Source organism: Aurantibacter sp. UH7 (genome assembly GCF_056839165.1).
The window spans coordinates 280,671-299,913 of record NZ_CM166388.1; the positions used below are offsets into that span (position 1 = coordinate 280,671).

Genomic DNA, 19,243 nt, shown 5'->3' on the forward strand with positions numbered 1-19,243 from the left:
AAGCAAATTCATACTATACTACTTTATCAAAAAACAATAATGTTTTTTTCACATACTTCTCCCAATAGATCCATTCATGAGCACCTGAAAACTCCTCATATACATGTTCAATATTAGCCGCCATTAATGAGGAATGTAAGTCACGATTATAGTCAATTAAATCATCTTCTGTTCCGCAATCAAAACGAATTTTTGGAATAGTATTACCATATTTTTTGACTACTCCTATAACTGAATTCTCAGACTTGTCTTCTTGCTGGTAATTTTCTAAATCTTCTTCCACAAAGTCTTTCATTTGAGCAATATCTGTTATTGAAGAATGTGCAGAAATAGCTTTAAATTTATTTCCATATTTTATTCCTAATCTAAGTGCTCCAAATCCACCCATAGATAATCCTGAAATAAATAAATTACTTTTGCTACTTACCGACGAAATATTCTCTCTTACAGCATTTGGTACATCTTCAACAACCCATTTTTCAAAGTCTCTTTGGTTGTGCCTTAAATAACCTGATCCGTCACCCCACAATCCATCAGAAGGCATAGCGATTACCATCGGTGAAATTTCCTTATCCTGTATCATTTGCAAAGCAGTTCGATGTACTCCAGCTTTTCCTGACCAGACCCAAGCACTGCCATAAACCCCGTGTAGTAAAATTATTAAAGGTAGGTTTTCAGCATTTTCAACTGGTGGCACAAAAACACATATATCGCCCCTACCCTTTAAATTTTTGGTTTTGACTGTAATAAATCGAAGGTTATCACTTTCAAATTTCGGGTCTGATATCTCTGTAGTTCTAAAAAGTTCTTCCATTAATCAAATACAATTACGCCTTTAGCATTTTTTCCTGAAAGCATATCTTCAAAGGCTTTTTCTAAATCATCTAATCCATAGGTTTGCGTTATCATTTCTTCCAATTTAATGGAGCCTGAATTATAATGTTCTACGATTTTAGGAAAGTCTTTATCAGGGTTACATCCTCCGTATAATGGATTAATATACACTTTATCCCATTCAAATAAATTCATATCCACGGGAATTTCTTGTTCAATTCCACTAACCTGAACCGCTGTACCCGCGTTTCGAACCATTGCCAAAGGTGCCATACCCAACTCAGGCACGGCGGTACACTCAAAAGCATAATCAGCTCCACGATTATCCGTCAATTCTTTAACCTGCTCCGCTGCCTGAAGCAAGCCTTTATCATTTTTATCTGCTAATACCGTTTGGGTAGCTCCAAAATTTTTAGCCATTTCCAAACGGCCAGCATTAATATCTATAGCGATAATTTTTGCTGCCTTACTCACTTTAGCGCCTTGAATAACACTAAGTCCTACGCCACCTGTTCCTAAAACGACCACGGAACTACCTTCTGTTACTTTAGCCGAATTTACTACAGAACCAAAACCCGTCATCACCCCACAACTAATAATACTAGCTGCCGGAAACGACATATTCTCATTCGGGTTTTTTACCACTGCCGAAGCTTTAACCAAAGTGTATTCTGATAAAGTGCCAATATTAAAAGATCGCTCAATAGGCTGTCCATTATAGGTAGTACCTTCTAAATGGGCATGGCCGTCGGTATACCCATTTGCACCAGCAACAACAGGAGAATTATTTTCACAAATATGTTCGTTTCCTAACTTACATTGAAAACAATTCCTGCAAGGTGTGGCCCAATTTAAGATTATAGAATCTCCTATTACAACATTTTTCACATTTGAACCAATAGCTTCTACAACACCAGAACCTTCATGTCCCATCACAATTGGTTTACCCCAAGTAAGTGAATCATGGTCTGTATGACATAAACCAGCAGCTTTTATCTTTACTAAAACCTCATCTGCTTTTGGTTCGGCAACACTAACGGTATCAATAATAAATGTACCATCACCTTTTGCTATTGCACTTTTAGAAATTCTTTTCATACAATTCGAGTTTCACTTTTTTTTGATTCAGGTTCTATAAAATTTACTGGCTTAAATTCAACAGTTGAATCTGCCAATTTTTCTTTATTAACAAGTTGATTCGACTTAATAAACTTCGTTCCTACCACATAGGCCTTCGCATTATTAATGGCATCAACAGCCAGTAAAGTGTTTCCTCTAAAATACCAAATAGAAAAACAAGGTTGTTCTTTTTCCTCCTTTCGAATAACAATATTATCATATCCGTTAGAAAGTCCAACAATTTGTAATTTCACGTCATACTGATTAGACCAGAACCAAGGAATAGAATTATAAACCACGTCTTTTCCACTAATTGAAGCTGCTGCAACTTTAGCTTGGTCAACTGCATTTTGAACCGATTCTAATCGGACGAATGTATCATAATGCGGATTGTAATGAAAAGTACAATCGCCAATTGCATATATATGCTCATTACTTGTTCGTGCCGAGGCATCTACCTTTATTCCATTTTCAATGGTGAGCCCGGCTTGTTGCGCCAATTCAATATTCACACGAATTCCTACGCCAACTATTATGATATCAGCTAGGTAAGTTGAGCCGTCTGAACAAAGAACAATTGAACTATCACGCTCATTTTCTATTACTGTTACGTTTTTACCAGTCATTACCTCCACCCCATTTTCTTGATGAAGTTTATGAAAAAAGTCTGACATTTCAGAAGTCGTTACTCGCGCTAAAATTCGTTCTTCTCTTTCTAATACAGTTACTCCAGCACCTGCTTTTTTTAAAGAAGCTGCTATTTCTAAACCAATATATCCACCACCAATTACCACGACTTTTTGATTCGGTTTATCACCTAATGCGCTTCGTATACCTTCTACATCAGCAGTTGTTCTTAAGGGAAATACATTATTAGCAGCATTAAGTCCTGGAATTAGAGGTATTAATGGACGGGCTCCCGTAGCTAGTACCAATTTATTATAACTTTGAACTGAGCCATTATCTAAAACCACCTTTTTTTCCTCTGCGCTTATCGAAGCAATTTTAACACCCAAATTCAATTGGATATCATCACGCGCATAGCTTTCTGCAGATTTCAATGGAGCTGTTGCCAAACCTGCCTCATTTGTCAAATACGTTTTCGACAGCGGAGGACGATGATACGGTAATTCTGGATCCGCATCAAAAAGAATAATTTCACCATCCCAACCTTCTTTCCGTAAAGCAAATCCGCAATTCACACCTGCATGACTGGCACCAACAATAATGCATACTTTTTTATTTTGCTTAAAAGTATCCATCTATTATTTTGCTACAGTTAGCTCCACACCATCTAAATCATCGCTTATTTCAAGTTGGCAACATAGGCGACTGTATTCATCTGCATTATCATCTAATTCTAACATGTCTGTTTCGATTTCACTAGCTTGTCCTGTTTTAACCATATCTTCCGGTTTTACGTGAACATGACAGGTAGCACAAGAGCATACACCTCCACAATCCCCATCGATACCTTTTACATTATGTTCTACAGCCAATGCCATTACTGAGCCTGAAGTTCCTTCCAATACAATTGTTTCGTTATCACTTGTAATAAATGTAATTTTTGCCATGTTATTTATTTAGTTAATGAGTTAAATTTTGCATTTAAATAATCATAGCCCACTTTTCTTTTAAATTCACCGAGCTCCTCAATATTTTCTTTATAATCATATACTTCTATACTTGCTACTTTTTCTGCTAATGTTTTTAAGAGTACCCGCATTATTTGTCGTGCATGAGTTGCCCCTAAACAGTTATGATGACTAAACCCAAAACCAACATGCGGATTAATTTTTCTATCTATAACAATCTCGTTTGCATTTTCGAAAACTGTAGCATCTCTATTTGCAGATGCCCAACAAAGCGAAACTCGTGTATCTGCTTTTACCGCATGCTCGCAAACATGAGTATTTTCTGTCATAACACGTCCCATTTGTGTTAATGGCGAGAAATAACGAATCATTTCTTCAACCGCATTATTAATAATCTCTGGCTCGGTTCTAAAACGTTCTAATGATTCTTGATGTTCTGACAAATATGAAATTGCATTTGTTATAGCATTAATTACAGTATCCCTGCCACCTGCAAAGGTTAAGACCATTACTCCTTTCACTTCTTCTTTAGTTAATTTTTTTCCATCAACTTCAGATGCTAATAAAACAGAATACAAGTCATCTTTAGGGTTCTGAATTGATTTTTCAATTTGCTCGTCAATGTAATCATAAAGAATGTTTGCCTTGTCTGCATCTAAATCAGAATCTTCACTTCGGAAAACATGTGTTCCCCATGAAATCCATGTATCCGCCTCGTCATACGGTGTATTTAACAAAAGAGTTAATGCTCTTGATTGCAAAACCAATGCAAATTCTTCAATAATATTTATTGTTCCTGTAGCAATTACTTCATCAACCAACGAACCAATTTGGGCTTCCAATTTTGCAGAATATTCTTCTTGCATTGGACGCTTAAACCAAGGTTCAACTATTTTGCGATAAAGCCCGTGAATTGGAGGGTCTAATTCAAAAGGTATTTGTCGAGTCTCTCGAATATTTACTTCAGACGGAATTACTATTCTGCCAGGTTTTGCTGCTGACTGAAATGTTTTATAATTGTGTGCCGTTTTTCTAACATCTTTATGACGTAACAACATCGTTACAGGGTCATTCTGATCATCCATCTTTCCAATACCTTTTTCTAATCGGGCCTTCTCAAATGGATCTGGTAATTCACTTTTTTGCATTACAATCTTATATTTAGTTGTCTTTGAATTGATATACATGCAAAAATTATAAAAATAAAACCTCCCGAAGTAATGTATTATATCAATTAAGTAAACTATTATGTCGTATTGATATAATAGTTTACATTTATTTCAATATAATAGAATATGAAAGCAGTATTAGAACCAATTGTTTTAGGTGAAAAGAATACCATACAAGGGTTTTCGTATGAAGCACCCAATTTCGAAACTCCATGGCATTTTCATCCTCAGCATGAGTTAACTTATATTGTAGAAAGTACGGGTACAAAATTAATTGGAGATTTTGTTGGACCATACGAACCGGGTGAATTAGTATTACTTCGATCTAAGCTTCCACATTGTTGGAAAAATGTTGCTCAAAAAAACACACTATCTAAGTCTATTGTAGTACAATGGAACAAAGGGGTTTTTCCAAAAGTTCCAGAATTAGAAATTGTTTTCAACTTGTTACGTACTGCTTCGAGAGGTATACTTTTTGATAAACACAAAACAAAATTATTATTCCCTTTAATACAAAACTTACCAAATCTTGAGGACCATGAATTATATATTCAGTTGTTACAATTATTAACAAAGCTTGCAAGCTGCCCATATCAAACATTATCTAAAACACAATTTTTAGATGATTTACCTACAGAATATGGAAGCCGCATGTTAATTGTACATGATTTTGTTTCGAAGCACTATAACAGAAAAATTTATCTAAAAGAAATTGCAGATGCCGTTAAAATGTCTGAGCAATCTTTCTCTCGATTCTTTACAAAAATGATGGGGCGTTCATTTTTTACGTTCCTAAATGAATATCGAATTAATGTTTCCGTACGTATGTTATTAGATACTCAAATGTCCGTATCTCAAATTGGTTATGCCTGTGGATATGAGTCCCTAACTTTTTATCATAAACAGTTTAATAAATTTATAGGTAGTACACCATTAAGCTACCAGAAAAAATTTAAAAAATAAATTTGCTGATAAATATTTAAGCCTACTTTTATCATTGTTCAGTATTTGTCTAGTGATTTAAATTTGGCCTTTCTACTATTAACTTTAAATTACATCTCACACTATTAGCAACTATATTTTACCGTTGCAAACTAAAACTAAGTGAAACATTCATATTTCAATCATTTTAAAAACACAGTTTCAAAATGTCGTACTTCAAAAAAAGCCTGATTTTAATATTGTTTACTTTAGTAATTACCTCCTGTGGTTCTAAAAATGAAGAAAAAACAAAAAATAGGGAAACAAATGATTCTATAGTGCACTATGAAGCCAACTGGGAATCCATTAAAAAGAACTACAAAGATCCTGAATGGTTTAATCAAAAGAAGTTTGGCGTATTTATACATTGGGGTGCTTATGCTGTTCCTGCACATGGATCCGAATGGTACCCCAGAAGAATGTATATGGACACTGCTACTTTTACCGCCCAACTGAAACATCAACATGATGGTCCTAACGAAACTTTTCTGTATCATAAGAAAACTTATGGTAATCAAAAGGAGTTTGGTTACAAAGATTTTATCCCCATGTTTAAAGCCGAGAAATTTAACCCCGAAGAATGGATTACACTATTCAAAAAATCAGGTGCAAAATATGTAGTGCCAGTTGCAGATCATCACGATGGATTTGCCATGTATAAATCAAATACCACAAGGTGGAATGCTGTTGACATGGGACCAAAACGAGATGTATTAGGAGAGTTATTTAAGGAAGGAAGAAAACAAGGAATGATAATGGGGGCCTCTTCGCATTATGCATTTAACTGGTCCTTCTACAATAAGAAAGATCATTTTGATACTTCAGATCCGCAATATGCCGATTTATATTCGCCTAAAGGTCAAGATTTAAACGAACCGGTATCAGAAGAATTTAAAGAAAAATGGTGGGCAAGAACGAAAGATTTAATTGATAATTATCAGCCAGATATTCTTTGGTTTGATTTCTATTTAGATATTCCAGATTATGCTGATTATAGACCCAAACTTGCTGCATACTATTACAATAAAGGAATTGAGTGGAACAAAGAGGTTGTTTTACAAGATAAGAACTTTAGTCATGAGGCCTTTCCAGAGGGTACAGTAATCTATGATTTAGAGCGCGGAAAGTTACCTGGTATACGAAAATTACCTTGGCAAACAGATACTTCAATTGGTAAGAACTCGTGGTGCTATGTAACCAATTGGGAATCTAAAACTGCAAATAGTTTGATAGATGACTTAGTAGATATCGTTTCAAAAAACGGAAACTTATTACTAAATGTTGGACCTAAAGCAGATGGCACAATTCCTGAAGACCAGCAAAAAATACTCATGCAAATGGGAGATTGGCTAAGCACTAATGGAGAAGCCATTTATGATACCAAATACTGGAAGACTTTTGGAGAAGGACCAACGGAAGTTAAAAAAGGACATCATTCAGAAGGTCAAAACAAAGGTTTTACAGGCCAAGATATTCGCTTTACACATAAAGGTGACAAGCTTTACGCAATTATGATGGCATGGCCTGAAGACGGAAAAGTTTCTATCAAATCACTTGGTAAAAACTCAGAATTCGGTAAGGACTTAAATGTGAAGGCTATTCGATTATTGGGTAGTGATGCCAAAGTAAATTTTAATCATTTAGCTAACGGATTAACTGTTTCTGATTTGGGTGATAAATCTGGTGAATTTGCACATGTTTTAGAGATTAGTTTATAAAATCTACTAATATATTTTAGGCGATTGCACCAATTTTGAAATTTCAAAAGTTTCATTGTATGCGGGCATTTTATGACTGTTCCATAATTCTTGGTCTTTCAATGAATAAAACCATAATGGACGAACAAAACCATTGGTCCATTCTTGAGTTTCTGTCACCATTTTTTGAAGACGTTTAGGATACCTACCACCCAAATTTTTCTTTTCTTCGAAATCTGTTTTGATATTATGTAGTCGCCAAGGTTCGTTGCCCATTCTGGTAATTTTCCAATCACCTTGGCGAACACCAACATCATTATACCCATGTCGATGACGTAAGGTATAAATCAGTCGTTCTTTGTCAACATCGGTTCCAGCGAGTATGTTTTCCATAATATCTCTTCCATCCAAATTCTTTCCAATTGCAGCATCGCTTTTTGCTAGACCTAAAAACGTAGGGTACAAATCAAGTGATGATACTGGGTAATCATAACTTTTGCCAGCTGATATATTCTTCGGCCAATGTACAAACATGGGTACTCGATAACCACCTTCCCAAGTATCGCCTTTTCTTCCTTTCAAGGGAAAGTTGTTAGCACCATGATCTGTATTTCCACCATTATCACTTAAAAACACAATGACTGTGTTTTCATATTGTCCATTAGCTTTTAGAGATTTTACGATTTCGCCCACACCACGGTCTACGGCATATACCATTGCCGCATAGGTTTTTCTATCCTTATCTTCAATAGTGTTGAATTTAGTAAGGTCTTCTGCTTTTGCTTGCAACGGAACATGAGGTGCGTTATATGATAAGTACATAAAGAATGGTTTATTCTTCGCCTTGGCATCTTCAAAAAACCGAGTGGCTTCTCTCGAAAAAGCATCTGTTAAGTATTCCGTTTCTTTTACTTCTTTTCCATTATGTTCTAACGGAAAAATATAATCACGGATGTCCTTTTTCCCCTCCTTAAGTTGTTTTTGATACATAGCACTATATTTTTCTGGAAAATAATCATGTCCTCCGCCTAAAAATCCATAAAAATCATCAAAACCTCTTTTATTTGGATGGAACTTGGGTGCTGAACCAAGATGCCATTTACCAACAATTCCTGTATAATAACCAGCTTCCTGTAAAACCTTACTCATGTAAGTAGCGTTTACAGGGACTCCCATTTCATCAGCATCAAGCTCACTACTATTATGTGGTAAATTAAAAGGTGTTCCTAATTTATGAGGATACCTACCTGTCAACAAGGCTGCCCTACTAGGACCACAAAAAGGATGTGCAACATAAGCCGATGTGCAAATAATAGACTCATTAGCAAGTGCATCTAATTCCGGAGTCAGAATATCTGTAGAACCATTAAAACCTACATCAGCATACCCAAGGTCATCACAGAGAATAACTAGAATATTGGGACGTTTTTCTTGTGCATAACTGATATTTGATAGTATTATCAAGACTGCAGATATGTATAACCTAGTGTACTTAGAATTTATTCTCATAGTAGTAAATTCTTTGTTATAAAGTTTTTTTTGCCAAATTACCTTTCCAACCTTTATTGAATTGAGCGAATAATTCTTTGACCAACTCTGGGTTTTTCTCAGCAATATTTACTGTTTCCATTGGGTCTTTATGGTGGTCATAGAGTTCAAAAAATAGGGGTTCAGCTTCGGATTTAGTATAGTCTTTCCAAACTATAAATCGGTATGTTTCTGTTCGCATCGAATAACCCATCAGGCGATTCTCAAACAAATCTCTATTCCATTTCTCTTTTTGTTGCTTTTTAATTCGTTCTTCAACTTCCAGAATAAGTGGTCCGAAATAGGTTTCACGCATACCCTGTGAAAGAGGATTCGCAGCCCATTCTCGTAAAGCAGGAGAAGGGAATTGACTAAAAGCAGCCGTTTTCCATTCTGTTTCCGGGTTTGAAATCAGGGGTTTGAAACTTTGCCCTTCTAAATGTTTAGGCAGCTGAATACCTGCCAAATCACAAAGAGTTGGGTACATATCCACTAATTCTACCAAAGCATCTGTTGTTTTTCCACGACTTCCTTTTGGCATATCAGGAGTCCAAATCATCAACGGTACACGTGTACCAATTTCATAGTTGGTGGCTTTTCCCCATATACCCATTTCACCTAAATGCCATCCATGGTCACTCCATACGATAATTATGGTGTTATCTCTTACTCCTGCTTCATCCAAGGCAGAAATCATTTTCCCAATCTGTGTGTCGACATAACTCACACAAGCTAAATAGGCATGCTTTAAAGTTTTGGCCAATTCAACATCTATGGGTCCTTTTTTTGGAATTCCATATCGCGCACGTAATTCAAAAGATGGATGTAAACCCATTGTCGCTCCATTTTCAGGCCCCGTAGTTTGTGTTGCTAATTGAATTTCGTCAGGATTATACAAATCCCAATACTTCTTTGGTGCCAACCAATCAAGATGTGGTTTTTTCATTCCCATCCCTAAGAAGAAAGATTTATCAGGATTCTTCTCAAGCATATCTTTAAGCGTCACAACTGCTAACTCGGCATTGTAGCCGTCTTCATAAAATGTGTCGGCAACATCGGCATTTTCGTATGCTGGACCTTTACCTAAACCATTTCTTGGTGCATCAGGGCCGTATTTAGCAATCATTTCTGCTCTATTCTTTTTGAACATTTCCTGACTTTCAACCTTCGCAAAACCACCCGGAGTGTTACTTTTCTCAATTGTCATTTTATCTACTGCCGGAGTTCTACTCCACGATATACCTAAATCAGCAAAGGCAGGTTTGTGATAAATTTTACCCGTATGTACGGTTTCGTATCCATTATTCTTAAAGTGTTGCGGAAGGGTTACAATATCAGGATTTGCTTCTCTGAAATACGTGAAATTCTCTATGACATTAATAGTTTCTGGTCGAGCACCTGTCATTAAACTCGCTCTAGATGGACTACAAATAGCCTCTTGACAATAGGCCTTATTAAATAATAAGCCTTGGCTTGCCAGTTTATCTAAATTTGGTGTGATTGCGATTTCAGAACCATAGGCGCCGAGTTCAGGACGAAGGTCATCGATGGCTATAAAAAGAATGTTGGGTTTTTTCTTGGTTACTACTTCGGAAGTTTTTTCTTTTTCTCCCTTACACCCAGTGATTAAAACAAATAGAATAAATGCAACCAAATGAAACCTCATGCTTTTCGTATTTAATTAAAGGGAGTAATCTCAATTTCATCAATAAAAAAACGTGAAGCTTTTTTCTCAGGAACATCTTCTTTTCGGACTTCAATTTTAAACTGGTCACTTATACTTGAAGCTTCCGTTTTCGAAATTTTCTTTTCAATGCTTACCCATTGACGTCGTTCTAATTCTGTTAAATCAATGGGGATTTCCATTTTAGGATTTTCAAATGACAGATATAATTTCTCCACAGCTCGACCTTGGTCTAGCCAGACTTTTAAGGATAAATTATATTCACCTTCGGGAATATTTACAGCTCCCTCAGGAGATAGGGCAACCACATTTTCAGTTTCCAATTTTTCATTCTTCCCAAAACCTGAGAATTCAAGACTGTTTACTCCTGAATAATAATCGCCCTCATTAATTTTAAAGTACTTCGCTGACAAGCTATCAATTTCCCAAAACTTCTGATACTCATTCGGAACCGAACTTTCAGGAACCATTTTCAAAGGTCTTGGAACATCCTCAAACAAAATAGGTCCTTCAAAACCATAAAATTGACGTGCTAAAAGATTTTTCGTAGGTTTTTGCCAAACACGCAAATATTCAATTTCAAAATCAACAGGCAATTCTTTTTTATCTGGCATTCCCAACCAAAAGAAAATTTCTGAATCGAGCCAGACTTCCATAGGGTTGTTCAATACCCAATCTAAACCTACATCGTCTTGCGTAAAATGATGCACTAATTTCCCATCGATGTATAAACTCAAATAATCTTCGCCCCAATCAGCCCCGTAAACATGAAATTCATCCGCTGTGCGATATGGCAAACGCTCTATATGTTGAAAAACATTTGTAGGTCTTTGGGCTGGCGGACTCCAATCATGAGCTGTTGCTAAAGAACTTGTAGCTGTAATTTTCTCTCCCTTTTTAGGGTTTCCCATTTGTTCAAAAACATCCAACTCTTGTTCGTATCCTATTCCCCAAAAAGCAGCTGTAATGGCTGCATTACCTGTTTTTGATTTGACTTCCATATACCCATTCAAAAAACGTTTTTTGGTTATGACTCCTGCCGTAGTAACAGGCATAGGTTTGTCTTTATACTCCCCATATTTCGCTGCACCCATAGCCCCATCAGTGTATGATTCTTGAATGAAATCATACTTTGGTTCCCAAGCGGTTCGAAGTTTCAATTTTCCTTTATGTACACGCACATTATGTGGAACAAATTGAGAAGGAGCACGCCCTTTCCAAATATAATAATCTCCGTTTTCACCTTCAATAAACCATTTATTACGGTCTAATTCTTTACCTTCAAACTCATCACTAATTTCTTCATTCAAAACCCAACCCCCTTCGTTATTAGGGTCAGAAGCAGGGTAAAAATCATTTGACTGTCCATATAAATTTATGGCCAATAGTATACATAAGAATGTAAAAATCAGCTGTTTCATATTATTTCTTTTTAGGTGCTAAAGCCAATTGCACTTCTTCTATAGTCATATTTTTTGTTTCCTTTAAATAGATAAAAAGTATAACAAGCCCAATCGTTACGGTACTGGCATAGAATAAAAGTGTTGAACTTATGCCCAAATTCTCTAATTGCCAGGGGAAAAACGTTTGCACAAAAGAACTGGTGATACTGGTTATAAACGTAAAAAAAGGAATGGCTATTCCTCTATTTGATATTGGAAATATTTCAGAAAACAACACCCACATTACAGGACCCAGCGTAGATTGAAAGGCGGCTACAAAACTCAAAATTCCGATAAGAATCAAGAGTCCATTAATGCTTACAGCTTTTTTCAATAAGGAGTCGACATGTACTTTTGAATCTTCTTCCCCTAAAGTTTCAGCAATAGCTTTTTTAAAATCAATATCACTTTCGTACGAGTTACCAACCAAAACATTTAATCTATCCTTATTTGGTAATTCGGTCAGCTCAGTTACCTGTTCTTGACTTAACGAATAAGTCGCTGTTTTGAATCCATAAAAACAAATACTCAGACTAATAATTATCCAAATCATTCCCCCAATTATCATTGGCCGTCGACCAATTCTATCGATTACCATTAAACCTAGAATGGTAAAAACGACACTAATTAATCCAATCCATATGGCCTGGGCGAATGCAGCGTCGGCACCCATACCAAGCTGCTCAAAAACCGTAGGTGCATAAAATAATATTGCATTAATACCTGTCGATTGTTGTACAATAGCCAAGGTTATTGCAATAATAAATGTAATACGCATGGGCTTACTAAAAATCTCTTTCAATTGTGACACTATAGAATGGTCTGATTTTCCCGCATTCATAATTTCTTCCGTTTGCGTGATCTGCGCGATTACTTCATTCTCCGGAATCACTTTGCGTAACGTATCTTTTGCTTCTTCAACACGCCCTTTAAGCATTAACCAAGCAGGGCTTCTAGGAACAAAACTTAAAAGTGCAAACCATATTAAAGCAAATATCATCTCGGAACCTATCATCCATCGCCATGTATTCGTATCAAGACCAATTGACCTAACCCATTCCGCATCTGAATTAGCTACACCTTGAATCAAATAGTTTATAAAATAAGCGGCCGATAATCCAACAACTATATTAACTTGAATCATCGAAACCAGTTTTCCGCGCCATTTAGGTGGAGCGATTTCACCGATGTACATCGAAGCCATCGAAATAGAACTAAATGCTAATCCACCTAAAAATCTCGCAGTCACAAAGGTCCAGTAATTTGGTGCTAAGGCTGAACCAATAGCTGAAATCAAATAAATTGCGGCTGATATTTGTAAAGCTCTTTTTCTCCCGATTTTATCAACAGCATAACCAACGAATAACAATGCTAGTAAAACGCCCCAGGCGGGTCCGCCAACTGCTATACCTAACTCTAATTCACTTAAGGAAAATTCTTCAACAAGGTAATTGATTGTTCCTGAAATCAATGCGGCATCTAAGCCAAAGACGAAACCACCCATGGCAACAATTGTTGCGTAGGTATAAGCATTTTTTCTGAAGTTGGCCATAAGTGTATTGTTTGGTTGGTTTTAAATTAATCCCAAATAATGGGCATGAAAACGGTCATTTCTCCTTGTCCACGATTACTCCATGTGTAATAGGGAATCAATTGGGTGGAATAGCTTTCCATTTTTGGTTTTGTTACCTCATTGTACATTCCTTTTAATTCATCTTTACGAATTAGTAAATCGGTTTCTATGGTCGTTACTCCCCCGAATAAGTCTGGTTTATGTACAGGTTTCAAAGCTTTGCTACTTGAAATATACGCATCAGTAATTGCTGTTCCTTCAGGAAGGTCAGCTGTTTCAATTGTATAAACTACCGGGCCTCTTTTGACAGCAACTTGATTTCTAACTTCTTCAATTCTAGGATGCCCCTCAATAAATTTGGTATCCATAGGAATATTTAAAGAAATCACATCTCCTGCTGACCATTTTCTATCGATTTTGGCAAAACTTCCTGGGGTAACATTATCGATATTTTCGCTATTAACTTTAATGCTGCTTCCTTTTGCCCAAGCCGGAATTCGTAATAAGAATTCAAAGGATTCCGATTTACATTCTTCAATAGTAATTTCCACGACACCATCCCAAGGGTAATTCGTGTTTTGCGATAACTTGATTGCAGAACCGTCTAACAAAGTGGTTTCTAATGTATTTCCTCCGTAGAGATTAACCGCAATTCCGTTTTCAGATTTACTATACGCCCACGCTGGAGATTTAGCAACGGTTCGCACCAAATTTGGCGGACAACAGAAACAATGTAAATACGGTTGTCTTTCTGGGAATTCGACATTCATTTTGTCATAATCCAAAGCCCCATCAATTTTCCGTAGTGGATTTGAATAGTAGTAATCTTTTCCATCGATACCAATACCTGAAAGTCCGCTATTATGCATTACCAATTCCATAATATCGCCATGATGCGATTCTCCTGTCAAGGTCAACATTCTATAATTGAACATGGCATTACAAATATTCGCACAAGTTTCATTGTATGCAGTCATATTTGGCATCATATATATATCGATAAAACCCTCTTCGATTTTATCTAAACGGGATGATCTTCCGTAATGAGTTTGACCTACTGCTCCAGTCACATACATTTTCTTTTCGGTCACATTTGCGCAAAGAATATCAAGTGCATCGATTAAAGCTTTTTCGCCTGTTTCAGCATAGACGTCAGCCGCACCCGCATAATAATACAATGCTAAAACAGCGTGGCCAACCGCTTCAGTTTCTTCACGAAGTGGAATGCGTTCTTGCACCATATCTCCGATAGGATAACCTTCAGTAGTCTCATCTTCTACAATATCATACGAACCCCGTAAATTGATAAATTGCTCGGCTAGTACTAAGTATCGTCTATCTCCAACGGTTCTATACAATTCTACCAAGCCCATAATTTGAGTTTGATTGAATCCAAAACGTTTTAGCTTATCGGTAATTGGTATGAAAAGTTCGTGTAGATAATCGGCATGTTTAACAGCAATGTCTAAAAAATTGGTTTTACCCGTTACTCTATGATGAATACATGCGCTCGTTAATAAATGTCCGCTATTGTATAATTCATGATACCTTCTATTGGAAAATGGTTTGATGCTTTCATCAATAATAGCCGGAGTAGATAAATACCCATTATCACGTTGCGCCTTGGAAATAATGGCAATAATCTCATCTAAATCGCTTAGAATTGTTTCATCTTTATTGACAGCATAAATGTATACGCTGGCTTCCATCCATTTGTAGAAATCACCATCGTGCCACCATTCTCCTTGGTGCTTTCCTTCTTTTAAACCCGCCGCAATTTTAAAGTTATTTAATCCATGGCCAGTATCACCCTTGAGTAAACTGCCCATGTAAGGCACCATTACTCTTTCAGCCTGTCGCCATTTATCACCCCAAAAACCATCGGTCCATTGGCAATCGCCTATGTCAATACTTTTCAGCTTTACATGCGGACTTTGGGTATTATTTATAATTCCTCTAGCGTTTTCTTTAATCATTTGATACTGCTGTGCTTTGTTTTTAATCTTGTTGAAGTCCGACTGTAAAATGTCCGGTTTTTAGTTTTCCATTTTTGTCTGTAATGCGATAACCATATCCGGGAATCGAAATACCTCCTTCAATTTTTTGTGTTACCGGTCCCAGATTTGCAACAACCTCAGTTCCTGTTGAAAATCGACTTCTTTGCACTTTAAAATCTGCACTTAGGTATTCATGACTCAACAACTCAGAATAGAATGTTTCTTTATGAACAGGACTCACTAAATCTCTTGCCATTTGAATCATAGGCGCCATACCTTCAAATTCATAAGGAGCAAAAAAAATGGTAGTACCTCTACCGAAAAGCATACTTCGAAGCGCTTTGATTCGAAAATCGCCATTTTCGGTAACCTCATTATCAGGGTCTTGAATCTTTCCGAAATTAGCAATGGCTTCGTGATACACTAAATTGAATAATGGCGCATGGTGTGAAAGCTGCCCTAAAGGTCGATTTTCTAAATAAGTCATTCCTTCAAACATATCGAAATATGGAATCCATTGTTCTTGACCATGCTCGGTTCCATTAACTAGATTTAAACTATCAATATATTTAGCAAGCTCAATTCTGCCTGCTTTGCCATCTTCACGGTAGGCGGCAAAAGTGATGTCAGAGATATCAGCTTCTAGACCGAGATATGAAATTTCGTTTTCTAAATTTTTCTTAGCCAAGCCCTTTTGAAACTTTGGATTAACACGCGCCCAACGGCTACCGGTTGCCTTCAATTTACCAGCTGCATCACGCCCCATTAGGTCTTCGGTAAAATCAGGATCATTTTCAAGCATAGGCGAATAGGCGTGGTATGAAGAATATAAATATCCGAACGACTTTGCTAAATCTACCGCAGTCTTTAATTTTTCTGGTCCGCCTAATTCTTCACTAATCGGAAAATTATGAGGTACGAAATTCGAAAACGTTCCCCAAGCGTGAATGAATGCATTATCAACTTTTAAGTCATCATGAACGGTCTGAATTATGTTTTTCAAGTCGTCAAAAGTAAAAGCCATTCCTGGCATATTTACATAATGTGGATAACCACCATATACGCCAAAATAAATAGCCCCTGGCAGTTTATTGACATTCGGGTTTCGAGCAAGCTTCTCTTTTAAAGTCACAAAATGACCTCGTTTAATAGCTTCCTTTTTGTATTCCTTTGCCATGTCGACATAATTTCCTTCAGGAATAAAATGATAAGTAATTTGACGTTTACTTTCTTCAGTGTCTAATTTCCAAACAGGGTCTAAAAACAATACTCTTTGATATGTAGACATTTTGCCTTCCGCATTAAATAAATATTGACCATTGTTATTGATGTTGTAAAATAGTTCAGGTCTTGAAGCTTCATCAACAATTCCCATAACTGCAGACTTTTCATTATGAGTACCCCACCATGGCATCGTTAAACCAGTTCCATTATTAAACAACTGCAAAGTTCCAATTGATTTACTGTTATACGTTGCATCATCCCATTTACAAAAACGACCTCCGTTCATTGGAAAAATATATGAAGGACAAATAATGCCCTGCTTCTGCGGTATTACCCCTGCTCCTTTATCTTCATCAGTTTTTAAGCCAAACTGTCTTGCTGGATATCGTAAATCTGAAAGTTTAAAGTTTCCTGATTCTTGTTTCAGAATTTGGACTTCTAATTTAGGCGCAGTTTTATCTAAGCGTAGTTCGGTTGAAATACGCACTCCGGAAGCAACAGAACCATCTTCAAGAACTGGTTCTGAAAACGATATTGAAATGGTGTTTCCATCCTTTTTAACAATGCTGACAGATTTACTTTTTGAAAGGTTAACCGTTTCCGTTCCTTTGTCGGTTTTAAGTGTTAATAACCCTGCAGCATTCTCCCAAGGATCAGAACCCCAAACGTGACCAGATTTTTTTTCAAGAACCGTAAAACATCCTGTTATATCATTGACAGAAACTTTTACTGCATCGTTTTCAATCTTAAGCATCTTTGGCTCCGGTTCCTTTTCAATTGAAATATCAATGGTATTAAAACCATAAAAGGTTTGAGTCATTAAAAGGGCTACTATAATGATATAACTCCGTAAAAGTGTACTACTTTTTTTCATTTTTGCTTGTTCTTAATAGGAATTAATAACCTAGTTTTTTGGCCAATACTTGTCCATACGAATGACATCACGCCATTCATATTCTTTTTTGAGTAACCATCGGGGGCGCTCTAAAGTAGCTTCCCATGCAAAAAGTTCTTTATACATTTCGAGATATCGTTCTTGTTCAGAAGTTGCCAAATTGTTCAATTCTTTTTCATCATCAGGAAGGTAAAAGAGCTCAGCAGGCCGGTCAGGAAAACGCATTAATTTCCAATCTCCTTTACGGATGGTTGCTCGCGCATCACGTTTCCAAAAAAGGGTCTCATGTGGGCGCTCTTTAATTTGCCCATTGATATGCGGAACCAAATCAACCCCATCAACATCTTTGAGGTTTTGAACATCACCACCCGCAGCCGAGAAAAAAGTGGGTAACAAATCAAAAGTGCTTATCGGATTTTTAAATACCGTATTCGGTCTTAATTTTCCCGGCCATTTCATTACAAAAGGAACGCGAATTCCACCTTCTAAATGTGTAGCTTTAATACCGCTTAAAGGAAGGTTACTCGATGCATTAGCATCTGTTGGTCCGCCATTATCGTTGGTAAAAACTACGATTGTATTATCATCAACACCTAATTCTTTTAGCTTGTCTAACACTTTACCTGCTGCTCTATCTAAAGCTAACCCCATCGCTGCAACGATTTTCCGCATACCAGTTAAATTTGGAAATTTCGCGAGGTCATCTGGGTTCGCATCCATTGGTGTGTGCACAGCATTGAACGATACGAAAGCAAAAAACGGTTTATTTGCTTTTACATTCTTTTCAATAAAAACAAGTGATTCATCAGCTAAGGCATCAGTAAGGTATCCTTCGTGTTCTTCAAATTGACCAAAACCGCGTTCCATTTTATTCATTGGTTCATTGGGCTCTTTGGTATACTCAAAATAACTTCTTGCTCCACCTCGAAAGCCGTAGAACTCATCAAAACCTCTTTTTGTCGGGTGAAACCTATCTGCTCCTCCTAAATGCCATTTACCATATATCGCCGTTGCATAGCCTTGTTGCTTCAGATAATCAGCCATTGTAACTTCGTCTACTGGCAAACCCATTTCGGTTCCATCAGCAGCAGAAACTTCACTCATATATGTTGGCACATTGTTTTCTTCATAACCAAAACGGTATTGTGATTTTCCAGTTATTAGTCCAGCACGCGATGGTCCACATGTTGGGTGTGTAACATACGCCTGCGTAAATCGAACTCCCTCACTTGCCAATTTATCTAAATTGGGAGTAATCATTTCTTTACTTCCTTGAAAACCAAAATCTGCATAACCCGCGTCATCAGCAAATAGCAAAATGATATTAGGCTGTTTTAGGTCTGTTGATGTAGATTGTTGTTGCGCAACGCACCCCAATGGCAAATAAAAAGTAAACACTAAAAATATTAGATTCTTCATTTTTGTTTCTATGTTTTCAAAATTAGGTTGAACAGATTCGTGTTCATCTGCAAAATTTATCGTGTACTAGCTATATTTTAACCCAAA

Annotated in this window: 14 protein-coding genes; 2 read left to right on the forward strand and 12 right to left on the reverse strand. The window is 36.7% G+C overall.

Translation table 11 applies throughout. The features are described from left to right. Nucleotides 1–13 precede the first annotated feature (13 nt). From UH7x_RS01200 to UH7x_RS01220, 5 genes are read right to left on the reverse strand one after another with little or no spacing between them, the layout of a single operon-like run. Nucleotides 14–814 (reverse strand): alpha/beta hydrolase, encoded by an 801-nt coding sequence (locus UH7x_RS01200; protein ID WP_482361899.1) that lies wholly within the window; start codon nucleotides 812–814, stop codon nucleotides 14–16. Next, entirely contained in the window at nucleotides 814–1,932 is a 1,119-nt protein-coding gene (locus tag UH7x_RS01205) for an alcohol dehydrogenase catalytic domain-containing protein (RefSeq protein WP_482361900.1), read from the reverse strand. Before UH7x_RS01205 ends, UH7x_RS01200 begins: the two co-directional genes overlap by 1 nt. Next, nucleotides 1,929–3,215, reverse strand: coding sequence for an NAD(P)/FAD-dependent oxidoreductase (locus tag UH7x_RS01210; protein ID WP_482361901.1), 1,287 nt, complete (start codon nucleotides 3,213–3,215; stop codon nucleotides 1,929–1,931). The genes UH7x_RS01205 and UH7x_RS01210 overlap by 4 nt, the downstream gene beginning before the upstream one ends. Before the next feature lie 3 nt (nucleotides 3,216–3,218). Then, the gene (locus UH7x_RS01215) at nucleotides 3,219–3,527 is read right to left on the reverse strand and encodes a 2Fe-2S iron-sulfur cluster-binding protein (RefSeq protein ID WP_482361902.1); all 309 of its coding nucleotides are present in this window, start codon (nucleotides 3,525–3,527) and stop codon (nucleotides 3,219–3,221) included. A 5-nt stretch (nucleotides 3,528–3,532) separates the two neighbouring features. Further along, nucleotides 3,533–4,696 (reverse strand): cytochrome P450, encoded by a 1,164-nt coding sequence (locus UH7x_RS01220; protein WP_482361903.1) that lies wholly within the window; start codon nucleotides 4,694–4,696, stop codon nucleotides 3,533–3,535. Nucleotides 4,697–4,843: 147 nt separating this feature from the next. Between UH7x_RS01220 and UH7x_RS01225 the strand changes: the two genes are divergently transcribed. Then, nucleotides 4,844–5,680, forward strand: coding sequence for an AraC family transcriptional regulator (locus UH7x_RS01225; protein ID WP_482361904.1), 837 nt, complete (start codon nucleotides 4,844–4,846; stop codon nucleotides 5,678–5,680). A 185-nt stretch (nucleotides 5,681–5,865) separates the two neighbouring features. Next, nucleotides 5,866–7,416, forward strand: a complete 1,551-nt coding sequence (locus tag UH7x_RS01230; RefSeq protein ID WP_482361905.1) for an alpha-L-fucosidase — start codon at nucleotides 5,866–5,868, stop codon at nucleotides 7,414–7,416. A 6-nt stretch (nucleotides 7,417–7,422) separates the two neighbouring features. On the opposite strand, the gene UH7x_RS01235 is transcribed toward UH7x_RS01230, so the two are convergent. The 7 genes from UH7x_RS01235 to UH7x_RS01265 are packed head-to-tail and all read right to left on the reverse strand — an operon-like array spanning nucleotide 7,423 to nucleotide 19,156. Further along, a complete protein-coding gene (locus tag UH7x_RS01235; protein WP_482361906.1) occupies nucleotides 7,423–8,904 on the reverse strand; it encodes a sulfatase-like hydrolase/transferase in 1,482 nt (493 codons plus the stop codon). 16 nt (nucleotides 8,905–8,920) lie between these two features. Further along, a complete protein-coding gene (locus tag UH7x_RS01240; protein ID WP_482361907.1) occupies nucleotides 8,921–10,588 on the reverse strand; it encodes a sulfatase in 1,668 nt (555 codons plus the stop codon). Between the two features lie 11 nt (nucleotides 10,589–10,599). Beyond that, a complete protein-coding gene (locus UH7x_RS01245) occupies nucleotides 10,600–12,027 on the reverse strand; it encodes a family 16 glycosylhydrolase (RefSeq protein WP_482361908.1) in 1,428 nt (475 codons plus the stop codon). A 1-nt stretch (nucleotide 12,028) separates the two neighbouring features. Further along, entirely contained in the window at nucleotides 12,029–13,600 is a 1,572-nt protein-coding gene (locus tag UH7x_RS01250; RefSeq protein WP_482361909.1) for an MFS transporter, read from the reverse strand. A gap of 26 nt (nucleotides 13,601–13,626) precedes the next feature. Further along, entirely contained in the window at nucleotides 13,627–15,597 is a 1,971-nt protein-coding gene (locus UH7x_RS01255) for a glycoside hydrolase family 127 protein (protein WP_482361910.1), read from the reverse strand. Nucleotides 15,598–15,619: 22 nt separating this feature from the next. Continuing rightward, a complete protein-coding gene (locus tag UH7x_RS01260; RefSeq protein WP_482361911.1) occupies nucleotides 15,620–17,716 on the reverse strand; it encodes a DUF5696 domain-containing protein in 2,097 nt (698 codons plus the stop codon). Nucleotides 17,717–17,746: 30 nt separating this feature from the next. Then, entirely contained in the window at nucleotides 17,747–19,156 is a 1,410-nt protein-coding gene (locus UH7x_RS01265; RefSeq protein WP_482361912.1) for a sulfatase-like hydrolase/transferase, read from the reverse strand. Nucleotides 19,157–19,243 lie beyond the last annotated feature (87 nt).

Bases quoted from the DNA above. Each gene is read 5' to 3' on its own strand.
- UH7x_RS01235 (WP_482361906.1), bottom strand. From the start codon at position 8,904: ATGAGAATAAATTCTAAGTACACTAGGTTATACATATCTGCAGTCTTG.
- UH7x_RS01255 (WP_482361910.1), bottom strand. From the start codon at position 15,597: ATGATTAAAGAAAACGCTAGAGGAATTATAAATAATACCCAAAGTCCG.
- UH7x_RS01225 (WP_482361904.1), top strand. From the start codon at position 4,844: ATGAAAGCAGTATTAGAACCAATTGTTTTAGGTGAAAAGAATACCATA.
- UH7x_RS01260 (WP_482361911.1), bottom strand. From the start codon at position 17,716: ATGAAAAAAAGTAGTACACTTTTACGGAGTTATATCATTATAGTAGCC.
- UH7x_RS01215 (WP_482361902.1), bottom strand. From the start codon at position 3,527: ATGGCAAAAATTACATTTATTACAAGTGATAACGAAACAATTGTATTG.
- UH7x_RS01250 (WP_482361909.1), bottom strand. From the start codon at position 13,600: ATGGCCAACTTCAGAAAAAATGCTTATACCTACGCAACAATTGTTGCC.
- UH7x_RS01200 (WP_482361899.1), bottom strand. From the start codon at position 814: ATGGAAGAACTTTTTAGAACTACAGAGATATCAGACCCGAAATTTGAA.
- UH7x_RS01210 (WP_482361901.1), bottom strand. From the start codon at position 3,215: ATGGATACTTTTAAGCAAAATAAAAAAGTATGCATTATTGTTGGTGCC.
- UH7x_RS01245 (WP_482361908.1), bottom strand. From the start codon at position 12,027: ATGAAACAGCTGATTTTTACATTCTTATGTATACTATTGGCCATAAAT.
- UH7x_RS01205 (WP_482361900.1), bottom strand. From the start codon at position 1,932: ATGAAAAGAATTTCTAAAAGTGCAATAGCAAAAGGTGATGGTACATTT.
- UH7x_RS01265 (WP_482361912.1), bottom strand. From the start codon at position 19,156: ATGAAGAATCTAATATTTTTAGTGTTTACTTTTTATTTGCCATTGGGG.
- UH7x_RS01240 (WP_482361907.1), bottom strand. From the start codon at position 10,588: ATGAGGTTTCATTTGGTTGCATTTATTCTATTTGTTTTAATCACTGGG.
- UH7x_RS01230 (WP_482361905.1), top strand. From the start codon at position 5,866: ATGTCGTACTTCAAAAAAAGCCTGATTTTAATATTGTTTACTTTAGTA.
- UH7x_RS01220 (WP_482361903.1), bottom strand. From the start codon at position 4,696: ATGCAAAAAAGTGAATTACCAGATCCATTTGAGAAGGCCCGATTAGAA.